General features: G+C 45.0%; 19 protein-coding genes. 10 read left to right on the plus strand and 9 right to left on the minus strand.

The genetic code is table 11. The features are described 5' to 3' along the window. From dnaA to gyrB, 4 genes are all read left to right on the plus strand, one after another. Complete coding sequence (gene dnaA, locus E5Y90_RS00005) at positions 1 to 1,377, plus strand: chromosomal replication initiator protein DnaA (RefSeq protein ID WP_151208039.1); 1,377 nt, start codon at positions 1 to 3, stop codon at positions 1,375 to 1,377. A gap of 107 nt (positions 1,378 to 1,484) precedes the next feature. After that, entirely contained in the window at positions 1,485 to 2,633 is a 1,149-nt protein-coding gene (gene dnaN, locus E5Y90_RS00010) for a DNA polymerase III subunit beta (RefSeq protein ID WP_174659040.1), read from the plus strand. Between the two features lie 27 nt (positions 2,634 to 2,660). Further along, positions 2,661 to 3,743 carry a DNA replication/repair protein RecF gene (gene recF / locus E5Y90_RS00015; protein WP_174659041.1) on the plus strand — a complete coding sequence of 361 codons (1,083 nt, stop codon included), beginning with the start codon at positions 2,661 to 2,663 and terminating at the stop codon, positions 3,741 to 3,743. Positions 3,744 to 3,797: 54 nt separating this feature from the next. Then, positions 3,798 to 6,263: a DNA topoisomerase (ATP-hydrolyzing) subunit B gene (gene gyrB, locus E5Y90_RS00020; protein WP_174659042.1), complete on the plus strand. Its 2,466-nt coding sequence runs from the start codon at positions 3,798 to 3,800 to the stop codon at positions 6,261 to 6,263. Between the two features lie 71 nt (positions 6,264 to 6,334). Here gyrB and E5Y90_RS00025 read toward each other — a convergent pair whose 3' ends face one another. After that, positions 6,335 to 7,498: a zinc-dependent alcohol dehydrogenase gene (locus E5Y90_RS00025; protein WP_174659043.1), complete on the minus strand. Its 1,164-nt coding sequence runs from the start codon at positions 7,496 to 7,498 to the stop codon at positions 6,335 to 6,337. A 580-nt stretch (positions 7,499 to 8,078) separates the two neighbouring features. After that, positions 8,079 to 10,016 (minus strand): ATP-binding cassette domain-containing protein, encoded by a 1,938-nt coding sequence (locus tag E5Y90_RS00030; RefSeq protein ID WP_174659044.1) that lies wholly within the window; start codon positions 10,014 to 10,016, stop codon positions 8,079 to 8,081. Positions 10,017 to 10,260: 244 nt separating this feature from the next. Here E5Y90_RS00030 and E5Y90_RS00035 point away from each other — a divergent pair, with 244 nt between their 5' ends. The 4 genes from E5Y90_RS00035 (at position 10,261) to erpA (ending at position 14,142) form a co-directional block, all read left to right on the plus strand. Further along, positions 10,261 to 11,235: a putative solute-binding protein gene (locus tag E5Y90_RS00035; RefSeq protein ID WP_174659045.1), complete on the plus strand. Its 975-nt coding sequence runs from the start codon at positions 10,261 to 10,263 to the stop codon at positions 11,233 to 11,235. 249 nt (positions 11,236 to 11,484) lie between these two features. Beyond that, positions 11,485 to 12,495, plus strand: coding sequence for a putative solute-binding protein (locus tag E5Y90_RS00040; RefSeq protein ID WP_174659046.1), 1,011 nt, complete (start codon positions 11,485 to 11,487; stop codon positions 12,493 to 12,495). Between the two features lie 184 nt (positions 12,496 to 12,679). Next, positions 12,680 to 13,687: a putative solute-binding protein gene (locus E5Y90_RS00045; RefSeq protein WP_373688398.1), complete on the plus strand. Its 1,008-nt coding sequence runs from the start codon at positions 12,680 to 12,682 to the stop codon at positions 13,685 to 13,687. Positions 13,688 to 13,806: 119 nt separating this feature from the next. Beyond that, complete coding sequence (gene erpA / locus E5Y90_RS00050) at positions 13,807 to 14,142, plus strand: iron-sulfur cluster insertion protein ErpA (RefSeq protein ID WP_151205216.1); 336 nt, start codon at positions 13,807 to 13,809, stop codon at positions 14,140 to 14,142. Positions 14,143 to 14,200: 58 nt separating this feature from the next. Here erpA and E5Y90_RS00055 read toward each other — a convergent pair whose 3' ends face one another. The 6 genes from E5Y90_RS00055 to E5Y90_RS00075 all read right to left on the minus strand — a co-directional run bounded on the left by E5Y90_RS00055 (position 14,201) and on the right by E5Y90_RS00075 (position 19,480). After that, positions 14,201 to 14,578 carry a hypothetical protein gene (locus E5Y90_RS00055; RefSeq protein WP_162850573.1) on the minus strand — a complete coding sequence of 126 codons (378 nt, stop codon included), beginning with the start codon at positions 14,576 to 14,578 and terminating at the stop codon, positions 14,201 to 14,203. A 164-nt stretch (positions 14,579 to 14,742) separates the two neighbouring features. Next, the gene (locus tag E5Y90_RS17400; protein WP_228723963.1) at positions 14,743 to 15,003 is read right to left on the minus strand and encodes a hypothetical protein; all 261 of its coding nucleotides are present in this window, start codon (positions 15,001 to 15,003) and stop codon (positions 14,743 to 14,745) included. A gap of 204 nt (positions 15,004 to 15,207) precedes the next feature. Further along, on the minus strand, positions 15,208 to 15,393 hold the full coding sequence (locus E5Y90_RS17405) for a hypothetical protein (protein ID WP_228723964.1): 186 nt from the start codon (positions 15,391 to 15,393) through the stop codon (positions 15,208 to 15,210). Between the two features lie 293 nt (positions 15,394 to 15,686). Then, positions 15,687 to 17,630, minus strand: a complete 1,944-nt coding sequence (dnaK, locus tag E5Y90_RS00065) for a molecular chaperone DnaK (RefSeq protein WP_151205219.1) — start codon at positions 17,628 to 17,630, stop codon at positions 15,687 to 15,689. Between the two features lie 119 nt (positions 17,631 to 17,749). Continuing rightward, complete coding sequence (gene grpE, locus E5Y90_RS00070) at positions 17,750 to 18,298, minus strand: nucleotide exchange factor GrpE (RefSeq protein WP_151208057.1); 549 nt, start codon at positions 18,296 to 18,298, stop codon at positions 17,750 to 17,752. Positions 18,299 to 19,057: 759 nt separating this feature from the next. After that, complete coding sequence (locus E5Y90_RS00075) at positions 19,058 to 19,480, minus strand: hypothetical protein (protein ID WP_174659047.1); 423 nt, start codon at positions 19,478 to 19,480, stop codon at positions 19,058 to 19,060. Between the two features lie 206 nt (positions 19,481 to 19,686). On the opposite strand from E5Y90_RS00075, the gene E5Y90_RS00080 reads away from it, so the two are divergent. After that, the gene (locus tag E5Y90_RS00080) at positions 19,687 to 20,757 is read left to right on the plus strand and encodes an alpha/beta hydrolase (RefSeq protein WP_174659048.1); all 1,071 of its coding nucleotides are present in this window, start codon (positions 19,687 to 19,689) and stop codon (positions 20,755 to 20,757) included. Between the two features lie 76 nt (positions 20,758 to 20,833). Here E5Y90_RS00080 and E5Y90_RS00085 read toward each other — a convergent pair whose 3' ends face one another. After that, on the minus strand, positions 20,834 to 21,505 hold the full coding sequence (locus E5Y90_RS00085; RefSeq protein WP_174659049.1) for an acetoacetate decarboxylase family protein: 672 nt from the start codon (positions 21,503 to 21,505) through the stop codon (positions 20,834 to 20,836). A gap of 104 nt (positions 21,506 to 21,609) precedes the next feature. Here E5Y90_RS00085 and E5Y90_RS00090 point away from each other — a divergent pair, with 104 nt between their 5' ends. Next, on the plus strand, positions 21,610 to 22,182 hold the full coding sequence (locus E5Y90_RS00090) for a peptidylprolyl isomerase (RefSeq protein WP_174659050.1): 573 nt from the start codon (positions 21,610 to 21,612) through the stop codon (positions 22,180 to 22,182). Positions 22,183 to 22,251 lie beyond the last annotated feature (69 nt).

Consider the following 22,251-nt stretch of genomic DNA (forward strand, 5'->3'; position numbering starts at 1 on the left):
ATGCTTTGGACAGACTGCTTAAATCGCTTGCGACAAGAGCTCTCTGGAAATGTCTTTACAATGTGGATTCGCCCATTAGTGGCGGAAGAGTTAGATGATACTTTGCGTCTCTATGCTCCGAATCCTTATTGGACACGTTACATTCAAGAGCATCATCTGGAGCTGATTTCAATTCTGGCCGAACAGTTGTCAGAAGGCCGGGTACGTAAAGTTGAAATTCTGGTGGATTCCCGTCCGGGTGTCATCCTGTCTGCCAGTGAACAGCCGGCGACCACTACAGCAGCGTTGGCTTCGATGCCTGCGCCGGTGGCCAAACCGAAAAGAGAAAAAGAAGACACTGCGAAAAATAACCGCAAGCGTCAATTGAACCCTTTATTTACCTTTTCTTTGTTTGTGGAAGGCCGCTCTAACCAGATGGCCGCTGAAACTTGTCGCAAGGTATTAACCCAGTTGGGCGCATCACAACATAATCCCTTATTTTTATATGGGCCTACCGGCTTGGGTAAAACCCACCTGATGCAGGCAGTCGGTAATGCACTTTTACAGGCCAAGCCGAATGCGCGGGTCATGTATATGACCGCAGAAAGTTTTGTACGGGACTTTGTCAGCTCTTTGCAGCAGGGGAAAGTCGAAGAATTTAAGAAAAATTGCCGCTCACTGGATCTGCTACTGGTCGATGATATTCACTTGCTGGCCGGTAAGGAAGCCAGTCTGGTGGAATTCTTCTATACCTTTAACGCACTTCTGGATGAGTCCAAGCAGATCATCCTGACCTCGGACCGTTATCCTAAGGAATTGACCGAACTGGATCCGCGTCTGGTCTCCCGCTTTTCCTGGGGTCTGTCTGTGGGGGTGGAACCGCCCGATATTGAAACCCGAATTGAAATCTTGCTGAAAAAGGCCGAAAACACCGGGGTGGACTTGCCGCGTAACTGTGCGCTGTTCATTGCCCAACAGGTGGTGGCCAATGTACGTGAGCTGGAAGGTGCACTGAATAAGGTCGTGGCCATTTCCCGTTTTAAAGGAACACCGATTGACCTGGATGTTGTCCGTGAATCCCTGAAAGATGTATTGGCGATTCGTGCGAGAACCATCAGCACCGAAAATATCCAGCGTGTCGTCAGTGAATATTTCCGTATTCCTTTAAAGGAGCTGGTCGGTCCCAAACGTACCCGGATTTATGCCCGTCCACGTCAATTGGCCATGGGCCTGGCACGTGAGTTGACTGGTGACAGTTTTCCGGAAATTGGCATGGCTTTTGGCGGTCGCGATCACAGTACCGTGATGCATGCCTGTGAGAAAGTACAAAGTCTGCGTGAGCAAGATCCGATCTTTAATGAGGACTATAAAAACCTGCAACGCCTGTTGCAAAGTTAACCGGAAACGCTCAAATTCTGTTCTTGCTATGCGGCTTATTTTGCCGCATAGTACACTGCTAAAAAATCAAAATTTATCTTAATCTTCAGTTGTTAGAGGAATGTACCGTGCGTTTAAAAATCGCGAAAGAGAGCTTACTGAATGTTCTATCACATGTCGTAGGAGCGGTTGAACGTCGCCATACCTTAAATATTCTGTCCAACCTGAAAATCCAGGTCACTGCTGAAGCCTTGACGGTGACAGGCTCAGACCTGGAAGTAGAGCTGGTGGCCAGCACCCCATTGGCCGAAGGCGCTTGCCTGCAGGCAGGGGAAACCACGGTTCCGGCACGCAAACTGATTGATATCTGTAAGTCTTTACCTTCTGCGGCATTAATTGACCTGCAAATTACTGATGATCAGCGCTGTATTTTAAAATCAGGCAATAGCCGTTTTGTACTCGGGACTTTGCCTGCCGATGATTATCCGCTTTTAAGCACTGAAAATACGCAAGGTACCCAAGTTACCGTCACCCAACGTGAACTGAAACGCCTGTTTGAAAAAACTGCTTTTGCCATGGCAGTACAGGATGTGCGTTTCTATCTGACCGGTACCTTGCTGGAAATTGATGCCAATCAATTGCGTGCAGTGACTACCGATGGCCACCGTCTGGCCCTGTGTGAGACTGTAGCGCAAGCGACTACGACCCAGCCGATCCAGGCCATTGTGCCACGTAAAGCGGTGGCTGAATTACAACGTTTGCTCAGTGTAGAAGATGACCAGTTATCCCTACTGATTGGCCGTGAATTATTAAATGTCACCATTACAGTAGCAAGTCGGGATAAAGAGCAGGGCGATATCACAGTACGTTTCACGACGAAACTGATTGATGGTAAATTCCCCGATTATCGCCGTGTTATTCCGCGTGGTGGTGATAAACGTGTCATTATTGCTCATGATGTGTTCAAGCAGTCTTTACAACGTGTTGCCATTCTCAGTAATGAAAAATTACGTGGCGTCTTCCTGAACTTTAATGCTGATTCCCTGCAATTACGTGCCAATAACCCGGAGCAGGATGAAGCGATTGAAGATCTGGCGATTCAATATGTAGATGCGCCGATGGAAATGTCATTCAATGTCCAATATCTGCTTGAAGTATTGGGGGTATTGGATGGCGAAGATGTCACTATGACCATGACTGAGGCCAACCAGTCAGTCCTGGTTCAGGACCCATCGCAGACTGACCAGACCTATGTCGTGATGCCAATGCGCGTCTAAACCTTTTGGAAGAAATAAGTCCACACGATGCATATTACGCGTTTACATATTGAGCGTGTACGAAACTTGAAGACGGTTGCTCTCTACGGATTGCAGCCGTTTAACGTTTTTTATGGCCAGAATGGCTCTGGCAAGACCTCAGTACTGGAAGCCATTCATTTACTGGCTAGCGGCCGCTCTTTTCGTACCCATATTCCTAAAAACTACATCCAGTACGGTGCTCAGGATGCAATCGTGTTTGCCCAGTCCGAGACTGAAAAAATCGGCATGCAGAAAATGGCCAGTGGTGAACAGCTGATCAAGGTTAATGGTGATCCGGTGGCAACCCAAGGCCAGCTGGCCAAACTGCTCCCGCTGCAACTGATTGATCCGCAAAGTACTGACATTATTGACCATGGTGCCAAGCCGCGTCGCCAGCTACTGGACTGGTTGATGTTCCACGTGGAACCAGAGTTTTATCATACCTGGCAATATTATGCCCGGGCCCTGAAGCAGCGTAATAGCCTGCTCAAGTCCAAGCGTTTCTTAAGCCTGTCTGAGCTGGAGCCGTGGAACCTGATGCTGAGTGAATATGGCGAGATCTTACATGCGCAGCGGGTGACGATCGTGGAACAGTGGAAAGGCTTTTTTCAGGAAGATTTAAGGCAGTTACTGCCTGATCTGGAGATTCGTCTGGAATACAGCCCAGGCTTTCATAGTGAAACTGGTCTGCTGAATGACCTGACCCATTATCATGAAAAAGACTGTGAACGGCGCTATACCGAATATGGTCCACATCGTGCCGATTTACGGCTCAAAACTCCCTTGGGGGAGGCGGATGTGATTCTGTCACGCGGCCAAAAGAAACTGTTGATGATGGCGCTAAAACTGTCGCAAATCGCAATGCTGCATGCTAGTAACAAGGAAACTGTGGTATTATTAGATGATGTGACAGCAGAATTAGATTTAACTGCACAACAACGTTTAATTGAACGATTGAGCCAGCTAGGTAGTCAAGTTTTTATTACCACCTTAGACCATGAATCAGTACAAAAGCACCTCCATGATCTGTCTATTTCGTATCAGTTATTCCGGGTTGAAAACGATACAGTTGAAGTTGTTGTGCGATAATTTTTTTAATTTTACCCATCTTTGTATAAACCTATACTTTACTAGGGAGAAACCATGAGTTCAGAAGATCAAGCTGCTTCTCAAACAGAACAAACCATTGAAAAGGCTTATGATTCCTCTAGCATCAAGGTACTACGTGGTTTAGATGCTGTCCGTAAGCGTCCGGGCATGTACATTGGTGATACAGACGATGGTACCGGCCTGCATCATATGGTGTTCGAGGTAGTCGATAACTCGATTGATGAAGCACTGGCCGGTCATTGTGATGAAATTATCGTGACTATTCACGAAGATGAATCTGTCTCGGTTTCTGATAATGGCCGTGGTATTCCAACGGATATCCATCCAGAAGAAGGGGTGTCCGCTGCCGAAGTAATTCTGACCATTCTGCATGCTGGTGGTAAGTTTGATGACAATAGCTATAAAGTTTCCGGCGGTTTGCATGGTGTAGGCGTGTCGGTAGTGAATGCTTTGTCCAGCAAGCTGGAGTTGACCATCCAGCGTGCGGGTAAAATTCATCAGCAGGAATACCGTCACGGTAACCCGCAGTTCCCCTTAACGGTGGTCGGCGAGACCGACAAGAGCGGGACACATGTGCGTTTCTGGCCAAGTACAGAAACCTTTAGCCAGACCATTTTTAATGTGGACATTCTGGCACGTCGCTTGCGTGAACTGTCTTTTTTAAATGCTGGCGTACGCATTGTGTTGCGTGACGAGCGTATTCATGCAGAGCATGTGTTTGATTTCGAAGGCGGATTGTCTGAATTTGTTAAATATATTAATGAAGGCAAGACCCATCTGAATGATATCTTCCACTTTACGACCATGGCTGAAAATGGCATTGGCGTCGAAGTAGCCCTGCAATGGAATGATTCTTATCAGGAAAATGTCCGCTGCTTCACCAACAATATTCCGCAAAAAGATGGTGGTACACATTTAGCCGGTTTCCGTGCTGCGCTGACCCGTGGCCTCAACAGTTATATGGAAAATGAAAACCTGCTCAAAAAAGAGAAGGTGAACGTATCAGGTGATGATGCACGTGAAGGTCTGACCGCGATTGTTTCGGTAAAAGTACCCGATCCGAAATTTTCTTCACAAACCAAAGAAAAACTGGTGTCCAGTGAAGTGAAGTCTGCGGTTGAGCAGGCCATGAATAAGGCTTTTGCGGAATATCTGCTGGAAAATCCGCAAGCGGCTAAATCAATTGCGGGCAAGATTATTGATGCCGCACGTGCCCGTGATGCGGCACGTAAAGCCCGGGAAATGACGCGCCGTAAAAGCGCCCTGGATATCGCAGGCCTGCCGGGTAAACTGGCAGATTGTCAGGAAAAGGATCCGGCTTTATCTGAACTCTACCTGGTCGAGGGTGATTCTGCCGGTGGTTCGGCCAAGCAGGGCCGTAACCGTAAGATGCAGGCGATTTTGCCGCTTAAAGGTAAAATCCTGAACGTGGAACGTGCACGCTTTGACAAGATGATTTCATCTGCCGAAGTGGGCACCCTGATTACTGCACTTGGCTGTGGGATTGGCCGTGAAGAATATAATCCGGATAAGCTGCGTTATCACAAAATTATTATCATGACCGATGCTGATGTCGATGGTTCGCACATCCGTACACTGCTCTTAACCTTCTTCTTCCGTCAAATGCCGGAACTGGTTGAGCGTGGCCATATCTATATTGCCCAGCCACCGCTGTACAAACTGAAAAAAGGCAAGCAGGAACAGTACATCAAGGACAATGATGCCCTGGAAACTTATCTGATTTCCAATGCCATTGATGAACTGGAATTGCATGTTAGCGCAGAAGCCCCTGCCATTCGCGGTGAAGCACTGGCGAATGTCATTGCAGACTACCAAACCTCGCAAAAGAGTTTGGCACGTTTGACCCAGCGTTATCCTGCCAGCCTGCTGGATGCCCTGATTTCAATCGAGGCCTTTAAGCTAGATCAGCTTGAAGACGAGGACTATGTTACCCGCTGGGGTGAACAGCTGCGTGCAGCAATTGAGCGCATTCAGCCTGGCTTACGTCCTGAACTGAGCCTGGAACGCTTTGAAAAAGAACTGAATGATCAAACAGTGGCGAGCTGGTTACCTCGAATCACTATTTATGTGCATAACTTGCCACATCATTATCTGATTGATGCTGGTTTGCTCGGTTCAAGTGAGTATGCGCGCTTATTGAAAAACTCGAAAAGCTGGTTTAGCCTGCTGGAAGAGGGGGCTTATTTACAAAAAGGTGAGCGCAAAATTCAGGTCAGTAATTTCCATCAGGTCTGGCAGCATATTCTGCAAGACTCACGCCGCGGTATGATGATCCAGCGTTATAAAGGTCTGGGCGAGATGAATGCCGACCAACTCTGGGAAACGACAATGGACCCTGAAAACCGTCATATGTTACAGGTGACGGTACAGGATGCGATTGAAGCGGACCGTATGTTCTCTTGTTTGATGGGCGATGATGTTGAACCGCGTCGTGCCTTTATTGAAGAAAATGCCCTGAATGCCGATATTGATACCTGATTGCTCAGGATAAAGCTCAGACTAAAAAAGCGCCTTTCGGGGCGCTTTTTGCTTGCTGGCTGAAGCGGTCTTTATGGCGTCAGAATAATTTTACGACAATCCTGTTCACGTTGATCAAAAATACGATAGGCTTCCGCCGCTTCTTCCAGCTTCATGCGGTGGGTAATAATCACGTCTGGCGAAAGATTGCCATTTTCAATATGCTCCAGCAATTCGGGCAGGAATTTATGCACATGGGTTTGTCCCATTTTAAAGGTCAGTCCTTTATCAAAAGCGTCCCCAAACAGGAAGCCATGAATTGGCCCGGCGTAAACTCCCGGCACACTCACCACCCCACCGCGACGTACTGCGGCGATACATTGGCGTAGGGCAAAACCACTGGAGCCTTCAATTTTCAGATTGGTCATCACGGTTTCTACCAGGCTGCCTTTGGCTTCAAAACCAACCGCATCAATCACGGCATCTACACCCCGATGACCGGCAGTATTCTGGATGATAAATTCTGCCGCATCGACCTCATCAAAATTAACCGGAATCGCTCCATAGGTCTGATGGGCAAAACGCAGGCGATAAGGATGGTGATCGACCATAAAAATTTTCTCGGCGCCCAGCATGCGGGCACAGGCGGTAGCAAGCAGACCGACTGGACCTGCTCCATAAATCGCAAGACTGGAACCGCGACCGACCTGCGCATTGCTCACGGCTTGCCAAGCGGTGGGTAGAATATCCGTCAAGAACAGGACTTTTTCATCTGGTAATGAGCCGGGGACTTTAAAAGGCCCGACATTGCCTTTGGGAACCCGCACATATTCAGCCTGCCCCCCAGGAACGCCGCCATACAGATGGCTATAACCAAACAGGGCTGCACCGGGTGGAATCTGTTTTTTATTCAGGATCGCCCCATGACCGCTGTTGGTATTTTCACAGGCAGCCATCAATTCATGTTCGCAGAAAAAACAGTGACCACATGCGATCACAAAGGGAATAATAACCCGGTCTCCTTTTTTGACCGAGCTGACTTCCGGGCCGACGTCTTCCACGATGCCCATAAACTCATGCCCGAAAATATCACCCTGTTCTGTGGCCGGAATTTTTCCTCGATAAAGATGCAAATCTGAACCACAGATCGCGGTGGCAGTCACCCTTAAAATGACATCATCTGGTTCCTGAATAACCGGATCTGGAACAGATTCAACTCGTACATCTCGAATACCATGATAGCTAAGAGCACGCATGCGGATCTCCTCTCTCGTTCAATATTCAACAGACTCATCTCAAGACTGCCAGAAATTAAAAACCTTTTTTATTAGAGCCCGAGAAAGCGAGGAAGCGCTGTAAATTAATGTATGAAATAGGACATCCAACTGTTTAAAAAATAAACTTATAGAGGCCTTACGTAATTCCCTGCTAAAACAGCTTGAAACTTTTTAAACTGGAGGAAAGAAAAAATTTTGAATCAAATAGATGAATTTGAGTGTTAAAAAAAGAGGTTAACTAGATAAACAGTGAGGGGCTGTTGATCATTGTGTAAATAGATTGCGTGATAAGCTAAACCTGAGCAGATGAGGCAGGAAACTTGGCAATAGCGAGACTATTGCCAAGTTTCATAACAAAATCTGGAAAAATTTTAGCGCCAGACGTTCAGGATGAGCATATTTTTTACTGCTAGCTCGTTATGACTCCTTCCTTTAGAAGGACTGAATTTCCTGCCTCATATCAGCATAAAAACTCTTGCGAAATATAGCTCTCATGTTGCAGACATAGGCGAATTGTCCACCGCGCCTCAGCTCTTTAAGATAAAAAAGTGGTCAGAACTCAGCTGTCCAGAAATGACTGCTCCAGCGTTTCTAGCTCCATCATAAGTTCCAGCATATGTTCTTCGGCCTGTTCCAGCTTCTGTTTGAGTTCGGTCTGCTCATTCATCAGCTTTAGCAGGTCATCTTTACGTGATGCCTCATATAAAGCGCTATTGGCCAGCAAGTCTTCAATCTCAGCCAGACGCCGTTGCAGCTTTTCAATCTGGGTTTCATACTTTTCAATATTCTTGCGGATGGGACGGGTCTGCTCGCGGCGCTGGGCTGCCAGTTTACGTTGGGCTTCCTTATCGACTTTCTGTGCAGCCGGCTTCGTCTCTGTAACTGTTTGAGCCTTAACTAAGGTATTTTGCGCATTGATCTGCTGCTGGCGTGCTTCGCGTAACCATTTGGCATAGTCCTGCAAATCTCCCTCAAACTCTGTACAGCGCCCGCCATGTACCAGCAGCAACTCGTCACAGACCGTGGCGATGAGTTGTCGCTCATGCGATACCAGTACCACAGCACCCTCAAAGTCTTGTAAGGCCATGGTCAGGGCATGACGCATATCGAGATCTAAATGGTTGGTGGGCTCATCTAGAATCAGCACATTTGGACGTTGCCAGACAATCAGCGCCAGCGCCAGACGCGCACGCTCACCACCAGAGAAGCTTTCACAAGATGTATCCATCCGTTCGCCACTAAAGCCGAAACTACCCAGGAAAGCCCTTAAGCGGGCTTCGCTGATTTTTGGATCAGCAAGACGTGCCAGTTGCAGCATTGGACTGGCTTGGCCATCTAAGGCATCCATCTGGTGCTGGGCGAAATATCCGATATTCAGGAGTTCAGAGGCCTTACGCTGACCATTTAACAGAGGTAAATCACCGACAAGAGACTTGATCAGGGTCGATTTACCCGCACCATTCATACCGAGCAGACCAATCCGGGAATTTGGTGTGATTTGCAGATTGATGTTCTGGGCAATGGACTTATCACCATAGCCAATTTCTGCCTGCTCCAGCGTCAGCAGTGGCGAACTCATTTTTGTCGGCTCACGGAAACTGAAGGTAAATGGCGTATCGATATGGGCAGGTGCCAGCTCCTGCATACGCTCCAGCATTTTGATCCGGCTTTGGGCCTGGCGGGCCTTGGTCGCTTTCGCCTTGAAACGGTCAATAAATTTTTGCAGATGAGCGCGTGTTTCCTGCTGCTTTTCAAAGGCCTGTTGCTGCTGGGATAGGCGTTCACTGCGGGTCACTTCAAAGGTTGAGTAATTACCGGTATAAAGCGTCAGTTCCTGATTCTCGATATGCAGAATATGATCAATCACCGCATCCAGAAAATCGCGGTCATGCGAAATCAGTACCAAAGTCCCTTCATAAGCTTTTAACCAGTCTTCTAGCCACAGAATCGCATCTAGGTCCAAATGGTTGGTCGGCTCATCGAGTAATAGTAAATCTGAACGGCTCATCAGGGTCCGTGCCAGATTCAGGCGCATCCGCCAGCCACCAGAAAAACTGGATACCGCTAGACGGAGCTGGTGATCCATAAAACCGAGGCCGGCCATCAGTTGTGCCGCCTTGGCCGGTGCCGAATAGCCATGAATCTCGTCAAAACGGCCATGTAGCTGTGCCAGCTCCGTATCAGAAAGCTGTTCAGGCTGTGCCAGCTGCTGCTGGATATGCCAGTATTCTTCATCTCCTGACAGCACAAAATCAATGGCTGGCATGTCCAGCGCTTTAATTTCTTGTGCCATATGCGCTACGGTCCATATTGATGGACGGCTCAGTGAACCTTCATCAGCCCCCAGCTCTCCGAGTAGCGCGGCAAATAGGGTGGACTTGCCTGCGCCATTGACTCCGGTTAAACCAATTTTCCAGCCAGGATGCAGCTGCATGGACGCTTTTTGAAATAATACTCGCCCACCACGGCGTAAGGAAACTTGGTCAAACTGGATCATTGAACTTACTAACACGGGCAAAAAATAATAGCGCTATTCTAATAGAAAGCTCGCTGAAAACAAAAAAGACTTCCATCGCAATTTGCAGATGACCTGTCTTTTAAAAACTTTAAATTTGGTTATGATAGAAATAATTAGAATAATTACTCTAATTTTTTAAAAATAATAGATTGCTGCTTATTTTAATGAACAGATTACAGCGAGTTCAATAAAAATGAAAAAACAATTTTTGATTTGATCGCTCATGACAATACTGGTCTCAACTGCTTCTGCCACGCCGCAGCAAGTTTGCGTATTTGATCTGCTTGGAAAGTCGGGCGAATCTTACAAGCTGATCGAAGAATGGGCGCTGGCCAGTAAACAGTGGGGTACAAGCGTTCAGCTACGTGGCTATCAGGATGAAGCCAAAGTGGATCAGGACGTTAAATCTGGAAAATGCGATGCGTTTTACATGACCTCCATGCGCGCCCGAACCTATAACAAATTTGCCGGTTCGATTGATGCGCTAGGTGGTGTACCGAGCAATGATATTGCAATGAAGGCCATCAGTTATGTGCTGGACAAGCGTAATAGCAAACGGCTTGTCAGCCAAAATGGCAAGGAAAAATTTGAAGTCGCAGGCATTGGCCAGATTGGACCGGCCTATATTTTTGTCCGTGACCGCAGCATGAATCAGCTGGAACATATCAAAGATAAAAAGTTTGCGGTGCTGCACTATGATCATGCCCAAACCAGCATGGTCAAACGTATTGAAGCCATTCCGGTGAAATCGGACATTTCTAACTTTATCCGTAAATTTAATCAGGGTGAAGTCGACATCGTGGCTGCGCCGGCTTATGCCTTTAAACCCTTGGAAATGTCCAAAGGTTTGGGCAGCAAAGGAGCCATGATTAACTTTCCCGTGGTTAATGTCACAGCAGACCTGATTATCCGTCCGGAAAAATTTCCGCCTCAATTTGCGGCTCAATCTCGGGAATGGTTTATCAAGCAGCTGCCGCGCAGTTTTGCTATGGTAAAACGTATGGAAGCGGAGATTCCGAGCAAATATATTCTGAACCTGAGCCGGGATGAGCAGCTGAATTATCAAAAAATTCTTCGTGACGGCCGTATGGATCTGACCAGGCAGGGGATTTATGACCCGATGATGATGACCGTGCTCAAGCGGGCGCGCTGTACGGTGGAAAGAACCAATTTTGAGTGTTCAATTGGCGGTGAATAAAAACAGTATGTTTTATTTTGTAATTTTCTTTTCAGATATATAAAAATCTAGATGAATTTATATAATATAAGTGTTTGAAATTAAATAACTTAAATGGGTAATAAAAAATATATGCATGAAAAGACATATAAATTTCCTGAAATGACATGCCATATTTGAGTAATTACTCTATTTTTTTAATAAACTTGCTAAGATTTATGATGTGTATGGACACTCAGTTAACAACAAGATTTCAAAAGGATGAATAGAATGAAAAAAGCAGTTTTATCATTGGTTGCACTTTCTGCATTTGGTTTTGCGGGTACGGCTGCTGCGGAAAAAGTGGATGTGTGTATCTTTGACTTACTGGGTAAGTCTGGAGAGTCTTATCAGATGGCACAGGAATGGGCACTGGCTGCAAAAGGCTGGGGCGCTGAGGTGAATCTGATTGCACGTCAGGACGAGGCCGTTGCGGATAATGACTTTAAGGCAGGAAAGTGTGATGCTGTATTTATGACTGCGATGCGTGCCCGTCAATATAATAAATTTGCTGGCTCCATTGATGCCTTGGGCGGTGCTCCAAGCAATACCATTGCCCAGCGTGCCATTACTTTTGCGCTCGACAAACGTAATGCAGCTAAAATGGTCAGTAATCTGGGGGGCAAAAAATATGAAATAGCCGGTATCGCCCCACTCGGTTCAGCGTTTATTTTCGTGCGTGATAAAAATATTAATTCGATTGAAAAAGCGGCCGGTAAAAAATTCGCCGTGCTGGGCTATGACGATGCCCAGAAAATCATGGTTCAGCGTGTTGGGGCTCAAGCTGTTATTTCAGATGTGTCCAACTTTGTGGCGAAATTCAACAATGGTCAGGTCGACATGGTCGGTGCGCCGGCTTATGCCTATAAGCCGCTGGAGATTTATAAGGGCCTGGGCAGTAATGGTGCTATGTTTAACTTCCCGGTCTTGCAGGTAAGTGCAGATTTAGTGATTCGTCCAGATAAATTCCCGGCCGGCTTTGGCCAGAAATCCCGTGACTGGTTTGTGAAAAATCTGCCAAAAAGTATTGCAATGATTAACCGTCTGGAAGCGGGTATTCCGGCAAAATACAAAATGAACCTCAGCGCAGAAGACAAAACCAAGTATCAAAGACTGTTACGCGATGGACGTATGGATATGACCAAGCGGGGTATTTATGATGCTGGCATGATGTCTGTTCTGAAACGTGCACGCTGCTCTATAGATAAGGCCAACTTTGAATGTTCATTATCGGGTGAATAATCTGCTTCTGGAAGAAAAAAAGCTTAGATTCGTCTAGGCTTTTTTTGTAGCATCGCCGTCAGTTATACGATTGCAGATTATTAGAAAATCGTTAGACTGAAGAGGAGACACCCCACATGTTCCTCTAAAAACAAGAACATGCAATATGAAAAAATAAAAACAATCTGATAAGGAAAACAGCAGAATGAAAAAAGGATGGAAGGCGCTCATGCTGGGTATGGCCCTGCTCGGGATTTCGGGACTGACGCAGGCCAAACAGGTAGTATGTGTATTTGACCTGGTCGGTAAAAATGGCGATGTATATAGCCTGATGAAAGACTATCAGCTGGCTGCTAAAAACTGGGGAGGCGATATTGAGCTGCGCGTGAATACCAATGAGGCCGTGGTGGCCGAAGACTTTAAAGCGGGTAAATGTGACGCAATCAGTGTTACCGGAATGCGTGGCCGCCAGTTTAATAATTTCACTGGTTCTCTGGATGCAATTGGTGCCATCACTGACCTGAAGCTGGCCGTTAAAGTCATGCAGGGGCTGGCCAGTCCGACCTTTGCCAAGCATATGCTACAGGGGAAATATGAAATTGCCGGGGTGATTCCGGTCGGGGACGCTTATCTGCTGGTCAATGATCGCAGTATCAATACCGTGGCCAAAGCAGCAGGTAAAAAAATTGCGGTACTGAGCTATGATGAAGCACAGAAAATTATGGTACAGCAGGTCGGTGCGCAAGCCGTAAGTGCTGAAATCAGCAACTTTGCCAGCATGTTTAATAATGGTCAAGTCGATATTATTGGAGCACCAGCTGCTGCTTTTAAGCCACTTGAGCTGCATAAAGGCCTAGGAAATAAAGGTGCAATCGTCAATTACCCAATTTTGCAGGTGACTGGCAATATTATTATTCGCCCGGACAAATTTCCGGCAGGGTATGGACAAAAATCACGTGAATGGGTCAAGGGCCAGTTGCCGCGTGCTTTTGGTATTTTAGGTAAAATGAAGGCGGATATTCCGCAAAAATACTGGATGGATATTCCTGCTGCTGACAAGCCGGGCTATCAGAAAATGATGCGTGATGCCCGAATTGACCTGACCAAGCGCGGGATTTATGACAAACGCATGATGAAATTGCTCTGGCAGTTCCGCTGTAAGCAGAACCCAAAAAATTTCGAATGTGCCTTACAGGATGAGAACTATAAATAATCCTGATAAAATAAGTCAGATTTGACTTTTAATCTCAAGAGACTGACCATATATTGAGTGTTATACTTGAAATATGGTCTTTTCTTTTTAAAGACATACTATTCAATAGAGGATCTGCCATGAATGCTCAAGCGCTTGTGCTCACCGACAATGCCGCAAATAAAGTACGCCAGTTGCGTGACAGTGAAGGTAACCAAGACTTAATGCTCCGTGTTTATGTCACTGGTGGCGGCTGTTCAGGCTTTTCTTATGGCTTTAACTTTGCAGATAGCCAGAATGAAGATGATGCAGAATTTGTAAATGGCGATGTAAAAGTTCTGGTGGATGCACTCAGCTATCAGTATCTGGTAGGTTCGGTCGTGGATTATATCGAAGGTCTGGAAGGATCACGCTTTGTGGTACAAAACCCGAATGCAACCACGACCTGTGGCTGTGGTTCTTCATTCTCGATCTAAGTTTCGTAATGACAAAAAAAGTCCTCATCAAGAGGACTTTTTTTATATCCGCTTAAACCTAGTTTTCTAGTTTGACCGCTTCCAGCAGATCGAAAATAACCGAAGTGACATCCTGGCTGAGGTCACGGTTATTAAAAATTTCATAAGCACTGATGGTAATATCAGTATCGCTAGGTAATAGTCGCTGTTCTTCTTCAATGAGATCATTGATCGGTAAAATGGTCTGTTTGATTTCCAGATGCAGAATATCTTTGTATTCCAGATTCTCATCATCCAGTTCAATTAACTGTTCATTAAAATAAGGTAATAAAATCGAATGGAGATAAGGTTGAAGTTCCTTGATATCGAAGATTTCAACATCACGGGTTTCATCAATCGTACTAATGTGATCCTTTACTTCAATTAAAATATGGTAGTAACTCACACGAATCTCCAGAGATGGCTTAAAACACTATACTACCCTTCACCATAGCATGAAATGCCTTTATCTGCTGCTTAATTGTCCATCTGCCGATAAATATATCCTCTGGCTCAGCCAGATTAACGGCGATAGAGTAGGGTTTTATCGGCAGGTCGCAGTCGAAAATCCTACCGTGTTTGCTAACCCAAAACCGGATACCTCAGGGCTTTCAGACCATGAGGAGGCAGAAGTCCCAAAGCATGGCCCAGTCCATGTGCCAGGGTCAGCCGTCCAACATCTTGTGCTTCCAACTGATAAATCTGCATCTGGCTGGCCGTACATACGCCTTTATCAAATTCGCGTGGAGGAGAACGCTGCTGGGCGTGCAGAATATTTTGCTGTAAGCCATTTTGATGGGCAGGCAGTTGCAGATTAAAGTCAGTCTGCTGTTGCTGCTGCAAAGACTGGTATTCTTACTGAAAACGGGCTGTCTGTGCTTCTAGATCTTGAAACTCTGTCGCAATTCTTTCACGTTCATATTCAGATAAATCAGGCTGATTTTTGCGTTATGAAAATGCCGGAAATTCCGTTTCAATCTGGCTTTTCTGACTAATCAGATGGCGTTGCTGATCTGCAAGATAGCCTTGTGAGGCGGTCAAACTGTTCTATTGATGCAGATAGCTGGCTTCATCTGCCAGAACCTGCTGTTCTGCTTGCTTGAAAGCATCCTGCTCTGGTGAGCAATGATTAGCGATCAGCTGGATGCAATGTAAACGGGTATCCAGGAAGTGAGTCAGCCGCTCACTAAGCGAATTATAGGGTAATGGTGGATGTATTGGCGCGGTGTACATAGCCTGCAATACTGAGTCTCCTACCTAAAATACTTAGAAAATCAGAATAGGTCTTTGATTTTAAAACTATTGTTTATACATAATCTAGCTGACTATTTTAATTTTTCCAAAAGAACTGCAATTTGAAAGGAATAGCAGCCACAAGTCTGGTTTTACCTATCTGCCTTTAAGTCTTCGCAGAAACTCAACGGACGAGCTAAGAAATATGATCAATATGGACATTTTCTTTTTATAAAATGCAGGGAATAAAAAACCGCGCTTGCGCGCGGTTTTTTTAGGTATCAGCTGACAAATTATTTTTTGTCATCTTTTACTTCAGTGAACTCAGCATCTACAACGCCATCGTCCGCTTTTTGTGATTGACCAGCCTCACCACCTTGGAATGCATTCGGGTCGAAACCTTGTGCACCACCTTGGCCTTGAGCTGCTTCATAAGCACGTTGCGTGATCGGCATGATGATGTTTTGCAGCGCTTCAGTTTTCGCCTTGATCTCTTCTACATCATTTTCACGTGTAGCCGTTTCAAGCTCTGAAACCGCTGTTTCTACCGCAGTTTTCTCATCCGCAGTCACTTGTTCGCCCAGATCTTTCACTGCTTTTTGAGCAGAAGAAACCAGTGCGTCTGCTTCGTTACGTGCTTTGGCAAGCTCTTCAAACTTACGGTCTTCTTCCGCATTCGCTTCCGCATCCTTGATCATCGCTTCAATTTCAGCATCACTCAAACCTGAGTTTGCTTTAATTTGAATTGATTGCTCTTTACCTGTGCTCTTGTCTTTTGCAGATACTTTCAAGATACCGTCAGCGTTAATGTCAAACGATACTTCAATTTGCGGCACACCACGTGGCGCTGGTGGAATGTCGCCTAACTGGAAGTTACCCAACAATTTGTTTTGTTGAGCCATTTTACGTTCACCTTGGTAAACCGAAATGTCTACAGCAGGCTGGTTATCCGCAGCAGTAGAGAATACTTGAGATTTTTTCGCCGGAATGGTGGTGTTTTTCTCGATGATTGGAGTTAACACACCGCCCATGGTCTCAATACCCAGTGTCAACGGAGTGACGTCAAGCAGCAGAACGTCAGTCTTGTCACCTGAAAGCACGGCACCTTGAATCGCTGCACCCATTGCAACTGCTTCATCCGGGTTCACGTCTTTACGTGGTTCACGGCCAAAGAATTCCTGTACTTTTTGTTGTACAAGTGGCATACGCGACTGACCACCTACCAAAATCACATCAGAAATATCAGAAGCTGACAGACCGGCATCTTTCAGGGCGATACGGCAAGGCTCAATCGTACGATCAACCAGATCAGCTACCAGACCTTCCAGTTTTGCACGGGTAATATTGATGACCAAGTGCTTAGGGCCAGTCGCGTCAGCCGTGATGTATGGCAGGTTGATCTCAGTTGCGTTAGAAGAAGAAAGCTCGATTTTAGCTTTTTCTGCTGCTTCTTTCAGACGTTGTAATGCCAGTGGATCATTTTTCAGATTCACATTTTGTTCTTTCTTGAACTCTTCAACCAGATAGTCGATCAGGGTATTATCGAAGTCTTCACCACCCAGGAATGTATCACCATTGGTCGACAATACTTCGATTTGCTGGTCACCATCCAGGTCGGCAATTTCAATAATTGAAACGTCGAAAGTACCACCACCCAAGTCATAGACAGCCACTTTACGGTCGCCTTCTTTCTTGTCCATACCGAATGCCAGGGCAGCTGCCGTTGGTTCGTTGATGATACGCTTCACATCTAAACCAGCAATTTTACCTGCATCTTTCGTTGCTTGACGTTGTGCATCGTTAAAATAGGCAGGCACGGTTACCACAGCTTCAGTCACTGTTTCACCTAAATAATCTTCCGCAGTTTTCTTCATTTTTTTCAGAACTTCTGCAGAGATTTGCTGTGGAGCAAGTTTCTTATCGTTTACTTCAACCCAAGCATCGCCATTGTCTGCTTTAATGATTTTATAAGGTACAAGACCGATATCTTTTTGTACGGCCTGATCTTCATAACGACGACCAATCAGACGCTTGATTGCGAACAGGGTATTTTTCGGGTTAGTTACCGCCTGACGTTTTGCAGACTGACCTACCAGAATTTCACCATCTTTATACGCAATAATAGATGGAGTGGTACGCGCACCTTCCGCGTTTTCAATTACTTTAACTTTGTCGCCTTCAAGTACAGCTACGCAAGAGTTAGTTGTACCTAAGTCAATACCAATGATTTTAGCCATTTGGAGGTTTCCTCAATAATTTTTTTGTGATTTACACTTGTTATCCGATATGAGAGCCATTCAAATTTTTTCAAGTTAATTTTTAGAAAAAATTTCACAAACTCCCGAAATACTTAGCTTTAGGCGCCAACCATGACCATTGCTGGACGTAATAAACGACTATTCAGCGTATAGCCTTTTTGCAGCACATTGCCAATTTCATTGGTTTTGGCATTTGGATCGATACCCACTGCCTGATGCAGGTCTGCATTAAAGCCATTAGCGGTATCCACCACCACCACACCAAATTTTTCCAAAGTTGTCAGTAATGATTTTAGGGTAAGCTCAACTCCTTCAGAAAAAGCAGTCTTTTCCTCGCCCACTGCGGCAATTGCGCGTTCAAGGTTATCAACGGTTTCCAGTAGCTCTTTGGCAAATTTTTCCAGCACCGTATCTTTATGCTTTTCAGATTCGCGTTGAATCCGTTCCACACTTTTTTGTGCTTCATAGACTGCATTGGCCGTACGGGCTTTTTCTAGTTTCAGATCGCCTTCAAGCTGGGCAATTTTCTCTTCTAAAGCTTCAACGGAAACCTCCGCCTGCTCAGTATCTGCTTGAGTTTGTGCTGTGTCTTGTTCCACTTGCTCTTGCTCAAGTTCTTGAGCCTGCTGGTTTTGCTCAGTTGCCATTGATTTACTCCGTTTAAATGGGTTTTTAAACATGTACAGTCCTTTGGGCATCAGTGTTAACCAAGTTAATGCTGAACTGCCATGATTGAAATACTGAATTACTTTAGAAATAGGGGCAGGCCCAAAAAATTCAAGCGCAAGTACGGATTAATTTTAGGATTTATAGCAAAGTCTGAAAAATTCATAAAAGTCGTACAGCTTTTATCGTCTATTGGCTCTTGAGTACCGCTCAGCGCCAAGAATAAAAACACCGTAGTTCATCCTTAAGTTTAAGTTATTTTTAACAAACCCGAGGTTTTTTTTAAACAGTTATAGACTTTAGTCGAATGGTGTGGGCTTAAATCCGGATTTTCTATGCATTGCCTCATTACAAATTCTATTGCTCAATCGCAATTTTAGATGGGGAGGATAAATTTTATCTGTTTCCAATAGGCTGAAGGAAAATGTATGATTGCCTTGTAAATAGTGACTTTGCTCCGAAGAGAGAGCCGAATAAAGTCACTTTTAGCTTAGATTATAGCTGGCTGTTTTAATTGAAAAATTATTCAAGCTTGGTTTTGGGTTGCTGGTTTTTTATACTTAAAAACGATTAATAACCAATCAATAAAGTATTTCACAATTCAGCCTTAAATGAATAGGATCTAACTCAGATTTTACCGCTGTAGTTTCTTGTTTTTCTGGCTTATCTATCTCTGGATAAGCCTTTTTTTCGTCTGTTTTAAATTGCATAGCTGATATTGAGCTTTTTGGCTTGAATCTTCAATCGCGGCGATGCCCGCGGTGAGACTGCTGTTGCGGGCGATGGCGATCATTCCAGCTTCGATGCCCAGAATGGTTCTGCTGGGCTTTTTTACGTTGCTGCTCAGCTGCCTGGCGACGTTTGCGTTGCGCTTCAGTCTGTTTCTGACGTTGTGCTGATATACTTTTGCGCTGCTGTTTCAGATCCTGTTGCTGTTCCCAATGACGGTGTCGAACCTCTTGTCTGCGCCGCTCCATTTCCAGACGCTTGCGTTGCTGTTCATATTGCCAACGCTGCCGGTTATAACGATGATCCTGATCATAGTGATAGTCATAGCCACGCCCATCATAACGGCCGTCATAATAGTCATTTTCCGGAAATGCCACACAACCTGCAGCTAAAAATGCAGTTGCAAGAGCTAGCGTGATTACTTTAGTGGCCATAGGCTTCCTTCTTTAAAATACAATTAAGCTCGCAAAAAACATCAAAAATCTTAAGAAAATTGTCAATGACATCTTTTATAAAGCAGGTTAGCGTATTGCATAGAACCTCTGTGTACCTAGATATTAAGGTTTCTATAACAGAATGGTCACTAAACTTCTGATCATGTAGAAAATATGAAGAATTAAGAGAAAAGGGGCAGAAAAGCATGAGTCAAACTCACCCGGTAATGAAATATGTACAAGAAAAGGGACAAGGATTCGGCGCACGGATGCTGAACCATATGCCTGGTATGGCACAGGAGGCTCTAGCCAAGGCATTGGACTATCCTTATATCTATCCGGATCTGGACCCATTTGTTAAATGTTTAATGGCTATTCAGCTCAAGCAGGGAAAGTCCAGTTTTATTCATGAGGATGTAGCCAAGGCACGAGTCGATTTTATTCAGCAGATGAAAGCGATTCAGGGCAAGCCGACTCCACTGAAAATGGTTGAAGATATCCGTCTGCCCTTACATAGCGGAACCATTATGGCTCGGCACTATCATCCTGCGCCGCAGAAAAAGCTGCCTATGATCATGTTTTATCATGGTGGCGCCTTTATGGTCGGCAGTCTGGATACCCATGACGAGTTCTGCCGTTTACTGGCTGTGCATGCCAAAGTACAGGTACTCAGTGTGGCCTATCCTTTAACTCCGGAATATAGCCCGCTACAAATCGTGCAGGTCTGTGAGGATGCACTGGCCTGGGCACATCAGAACAGTAAAACTCTCAAAATCTATAAAAACCGGATCGCGGTTGCGGGGGATAGTGCCGGCGGTAATCTGGCAACTGTTGTAGCACAGCACAGTGTTGGCAAGAGCTATGCAGCACGGGCGCAATTACTATTATATCCCGTGCTCGATTTCAAGAGCCGTCATCCTTCTTTTTATGCCTATAAAGAGGGGCTGGTCTTGTCTGAAGAGGATGTTAATCTGGTTAGCCGACTATATGTGGAAAACCACCAGATGGCGCTTGATGATCCACTGGTCTCACCGACTTATGGTAATTTAAAACAGCTGCCGCCGACTTATGTTATTACCGCACAGCATGATCTATTACATGATGAAGTCTCTATTTATGCTCATAAACTGCGCCAGCATGGTGTGCGGGTCTATCATAAAAACTATGTCGATCAGACGCATGGGTTTATTAATTTAAGCCCGATTTCTAAACGGGCCAAAAAATACGTGATCGAGATCGCTCGGGATTTTCGAAAATTTTGGGATAAACGCAATTAGGCTAGGCCAATTTTAAAAGGTGTTTGCTAAAACACCTTTTATATTTTGAGATTATTATTCTGCTTATGAATACTGTTTATTTGGAAGAGATTTGAGCTTCAGGGAAAATTAAATTAAATTTCGGGATATAAAAGCTTTGTAAATATTTGGCTTTGGAAAAGTCGGGAAAAATATCTCCGGTATTATGCCATTCTACCTGTAAAACTTTGCTGAGATAACCGCGGAACTGAGGGCTAAAGTCAAAACGCTGCCCTTCCCAGGCCTGCTGGATTTTCAGCATTGAGGCAGGGATATGATGACTATTTATATAGAACTGGCGCGGTGAGCGGGTTTTGCGAATAGAGAGACTCATCTGATGACCTTGGTGGCTGATACGGCAAATCGTGTCCTGATGATGCTTTTCCCACTCAAATTTGGCATATTCTTTAGGAATCCCCCATAAAGCCTGACCATGTGCTACAGATTCATGAGTAGATACATAGATTTTGGGAATGGAGCTTAAGCGCCGCTTACTAATTAAAGGATGATCTAAAATCAGCAGCTCATCATAAGGACCCACCGGTGAACTCTGGTAACGTATTAAGAGGACCTGAACAACGCGGCCCAATGCTGAAGGCGCAACTCGAAACGCTTTGGCCTGCTGGATAAAACTGGGCGTCAGCCAGTAATTTAAAATAAAACCTTCACCTTGCAAATGCCAAGGTGGGAACTGATTGATATTTTGTTCCTGTGCAAATGCATAATTCATTATTATTCTCTTGTATTTGATTGGCAGACAACTGCTATTATTGGACATAAAAGCTTAATATACCGTCATTCCAAAGCGGATCTATATAAAGGATGAGTTAAAAAATGTTAAAAAAATCATTATCTGCCATCGCACTAGCTGCCATTAGCTTACCGGGCTTTGCTGCAAATACCCTGGTTGAGATGCAGACTTCATCTGGCAATATCGAAATTGAACTCTTTAATGACAAGGCACCGATCTCAAGCAAAAACTTTGAAGACTATGTCAAAAGCAACTTTTATACTGGCACCATCTTTCACCGTGTGATTCCTGGCTTTATGATTCAGGGTGGTGGTTTCGATGCAGCGATGCAGGAAAAGCCAAATGCTAAAGCGGCGATTAAAAATGAATCCTATAATGGTTTGCAAAATAAACGCGGTAGCTTGGCTATGGCACGTACCAATCAGCCAGACTCTGCAAAAGCTCAGTTCTTTATAAACTTGGTTGATAATAGCTTTCTGGATCGTTCAGCCATGAATGCAGGCTATGCGGTGTTTGGGCGAGTCACAAAAGGTATGGAAATTGTAGATAAAATTGCCAAAGTCCCGACCCGTAATTATGGAATGCATCAAAATGTACCAGTTACAGCAGTACAAATTAAAAGTGTGACGATTAAAACACCAAGCGTGAATAAATAACTATAAAATTAAATATAAATATTTTGTTCATATTTTTTGTTTAATATTATAAGTTTATGTAAATATTGG

The organism is Acinetobacter sp. 10FS3-1, assembly GCF_013343215.1.
Taxonomy (GTDB): domain Bacteria; phylum Pseudomonadota; class Gammaproteobacteria; order Pseudomonadales; family Moraxellaceae; genus Acinetobacter; species Acinetobacter lwoffii_C.

Excerpts from the sequence above, each read along its gene's own strand:
- dnaA (WP_151208039.1), top strand. The coding sequence starts at position 1 with ATGCTTTGGACAGACTGCTTAAATCGCTTGCGACAAGAGCTCTCTGGA.
- recF (WP_174659041.1), top strand. The coding sequence starts at position 2,661 with ATGCATATTACGCGTTTACATATTGAGCGTGTACGAAACTTGAAGACG.
- gyrB (WP_174659042.1), top strand. The coding sequence starts at position 3,798 with ATGAGTTCAGAAGATCAAGCTGCTTCTCAAACAGAACAAACCATTGAA.
- E5Y90_RS00025 (WP_174659043.1), bottom strand. The coding sequence starts at position 7,498 with ATGCGTGCTCTTAGCTATCATGGTATTCGAGATGTACGAGTTGAATCT.
- E5Y90_RS00030 (WP_174659044.1), bottom strand. The coding sequence starts at position 10,016 with ATGATCCAGTTTGACCAAGTTTCCTTACGCCGTGGTGGGCGAGTATTA.
- E5Y90_RS00035 (WP_174659045.1), top strand. The coding sequence starts at position 10,261 with ATGACAATACTGGTCTCAACTGCTTCTGCCACGCCGCAGCAAGTTTGC.
- E5Y90_RS00040 (WP_174659046.1), top strand. The coding sequence starts at position 11,485 with ATGAAAAAAGCAGTTTTATCATTGGTTGCACTTTCTGCATTTGGTTTT.
- E5Y90_RS00045 (WP_373688398.1), top strand. The coding sequence starts at position 12,680 with ATGAAAAAAGGATGGAAGGCGCTCATGCTGGGTATGGCCCTGCTCGGG.
- erpA (WP_151205216.1), top strand. The coding sequence starts at position 13,807 with ATGAATGCTCAAGCGCTTGTGCTCACCGACAATGCCGCAAATAAAGTA.
- E5Y90_RS17405 (WP_228723964.1), bottom strand. The coding sequence starts at position 15,393 with ATGTACACCGCGCCAATACATCCACCATTACCCTATAATTCGCTTAGT.
- dnaK (WP_151205219.1), bottom strand. The coding sequence starts at position 17,630 with ATGGCTAAAATCATTGGTATTGACTTAGGTACAACTAACTCTTGCGTA.
- grpE (WP_151208057.1), bottom strand. The coding sequence starts at position 18,298 with ATGGCAACTGAGCAAAACCAGCAGGCTCAAGAACTTGAGCAAGAGCAA.
- E5Y90_RS00075 (WP_174659047.1), bottom strand. The coding sequence starts at position 19,480 with ATGGCCACTAAAGTAATCACGCTAGCTCTTGCAACTGCATTTTTAGCT.
- E5Y90_RS00080 (WP_174659048.1), top strand. The coding sequence starts at position 19,687 with ATGAGTCAAACTCACCCGGTAATGAAATATGTACAAGAAAAGGGACAA.
- E5Y90_RS00085 (WP_174659049.1), bottom strand. The coding sequence starts at position 21,505 with ATGAATTATGCATTTGCACAGGAACAAAATATCAATCAGTTCCCACCT.
- E5Y90_RS00090 (WP_174659050.1), top strand. The coding sequence starts at position 21,610 with ATGTTAAAAAAATCATTATCTGCCATCGCACTAGCTGCCATTAGCTTA.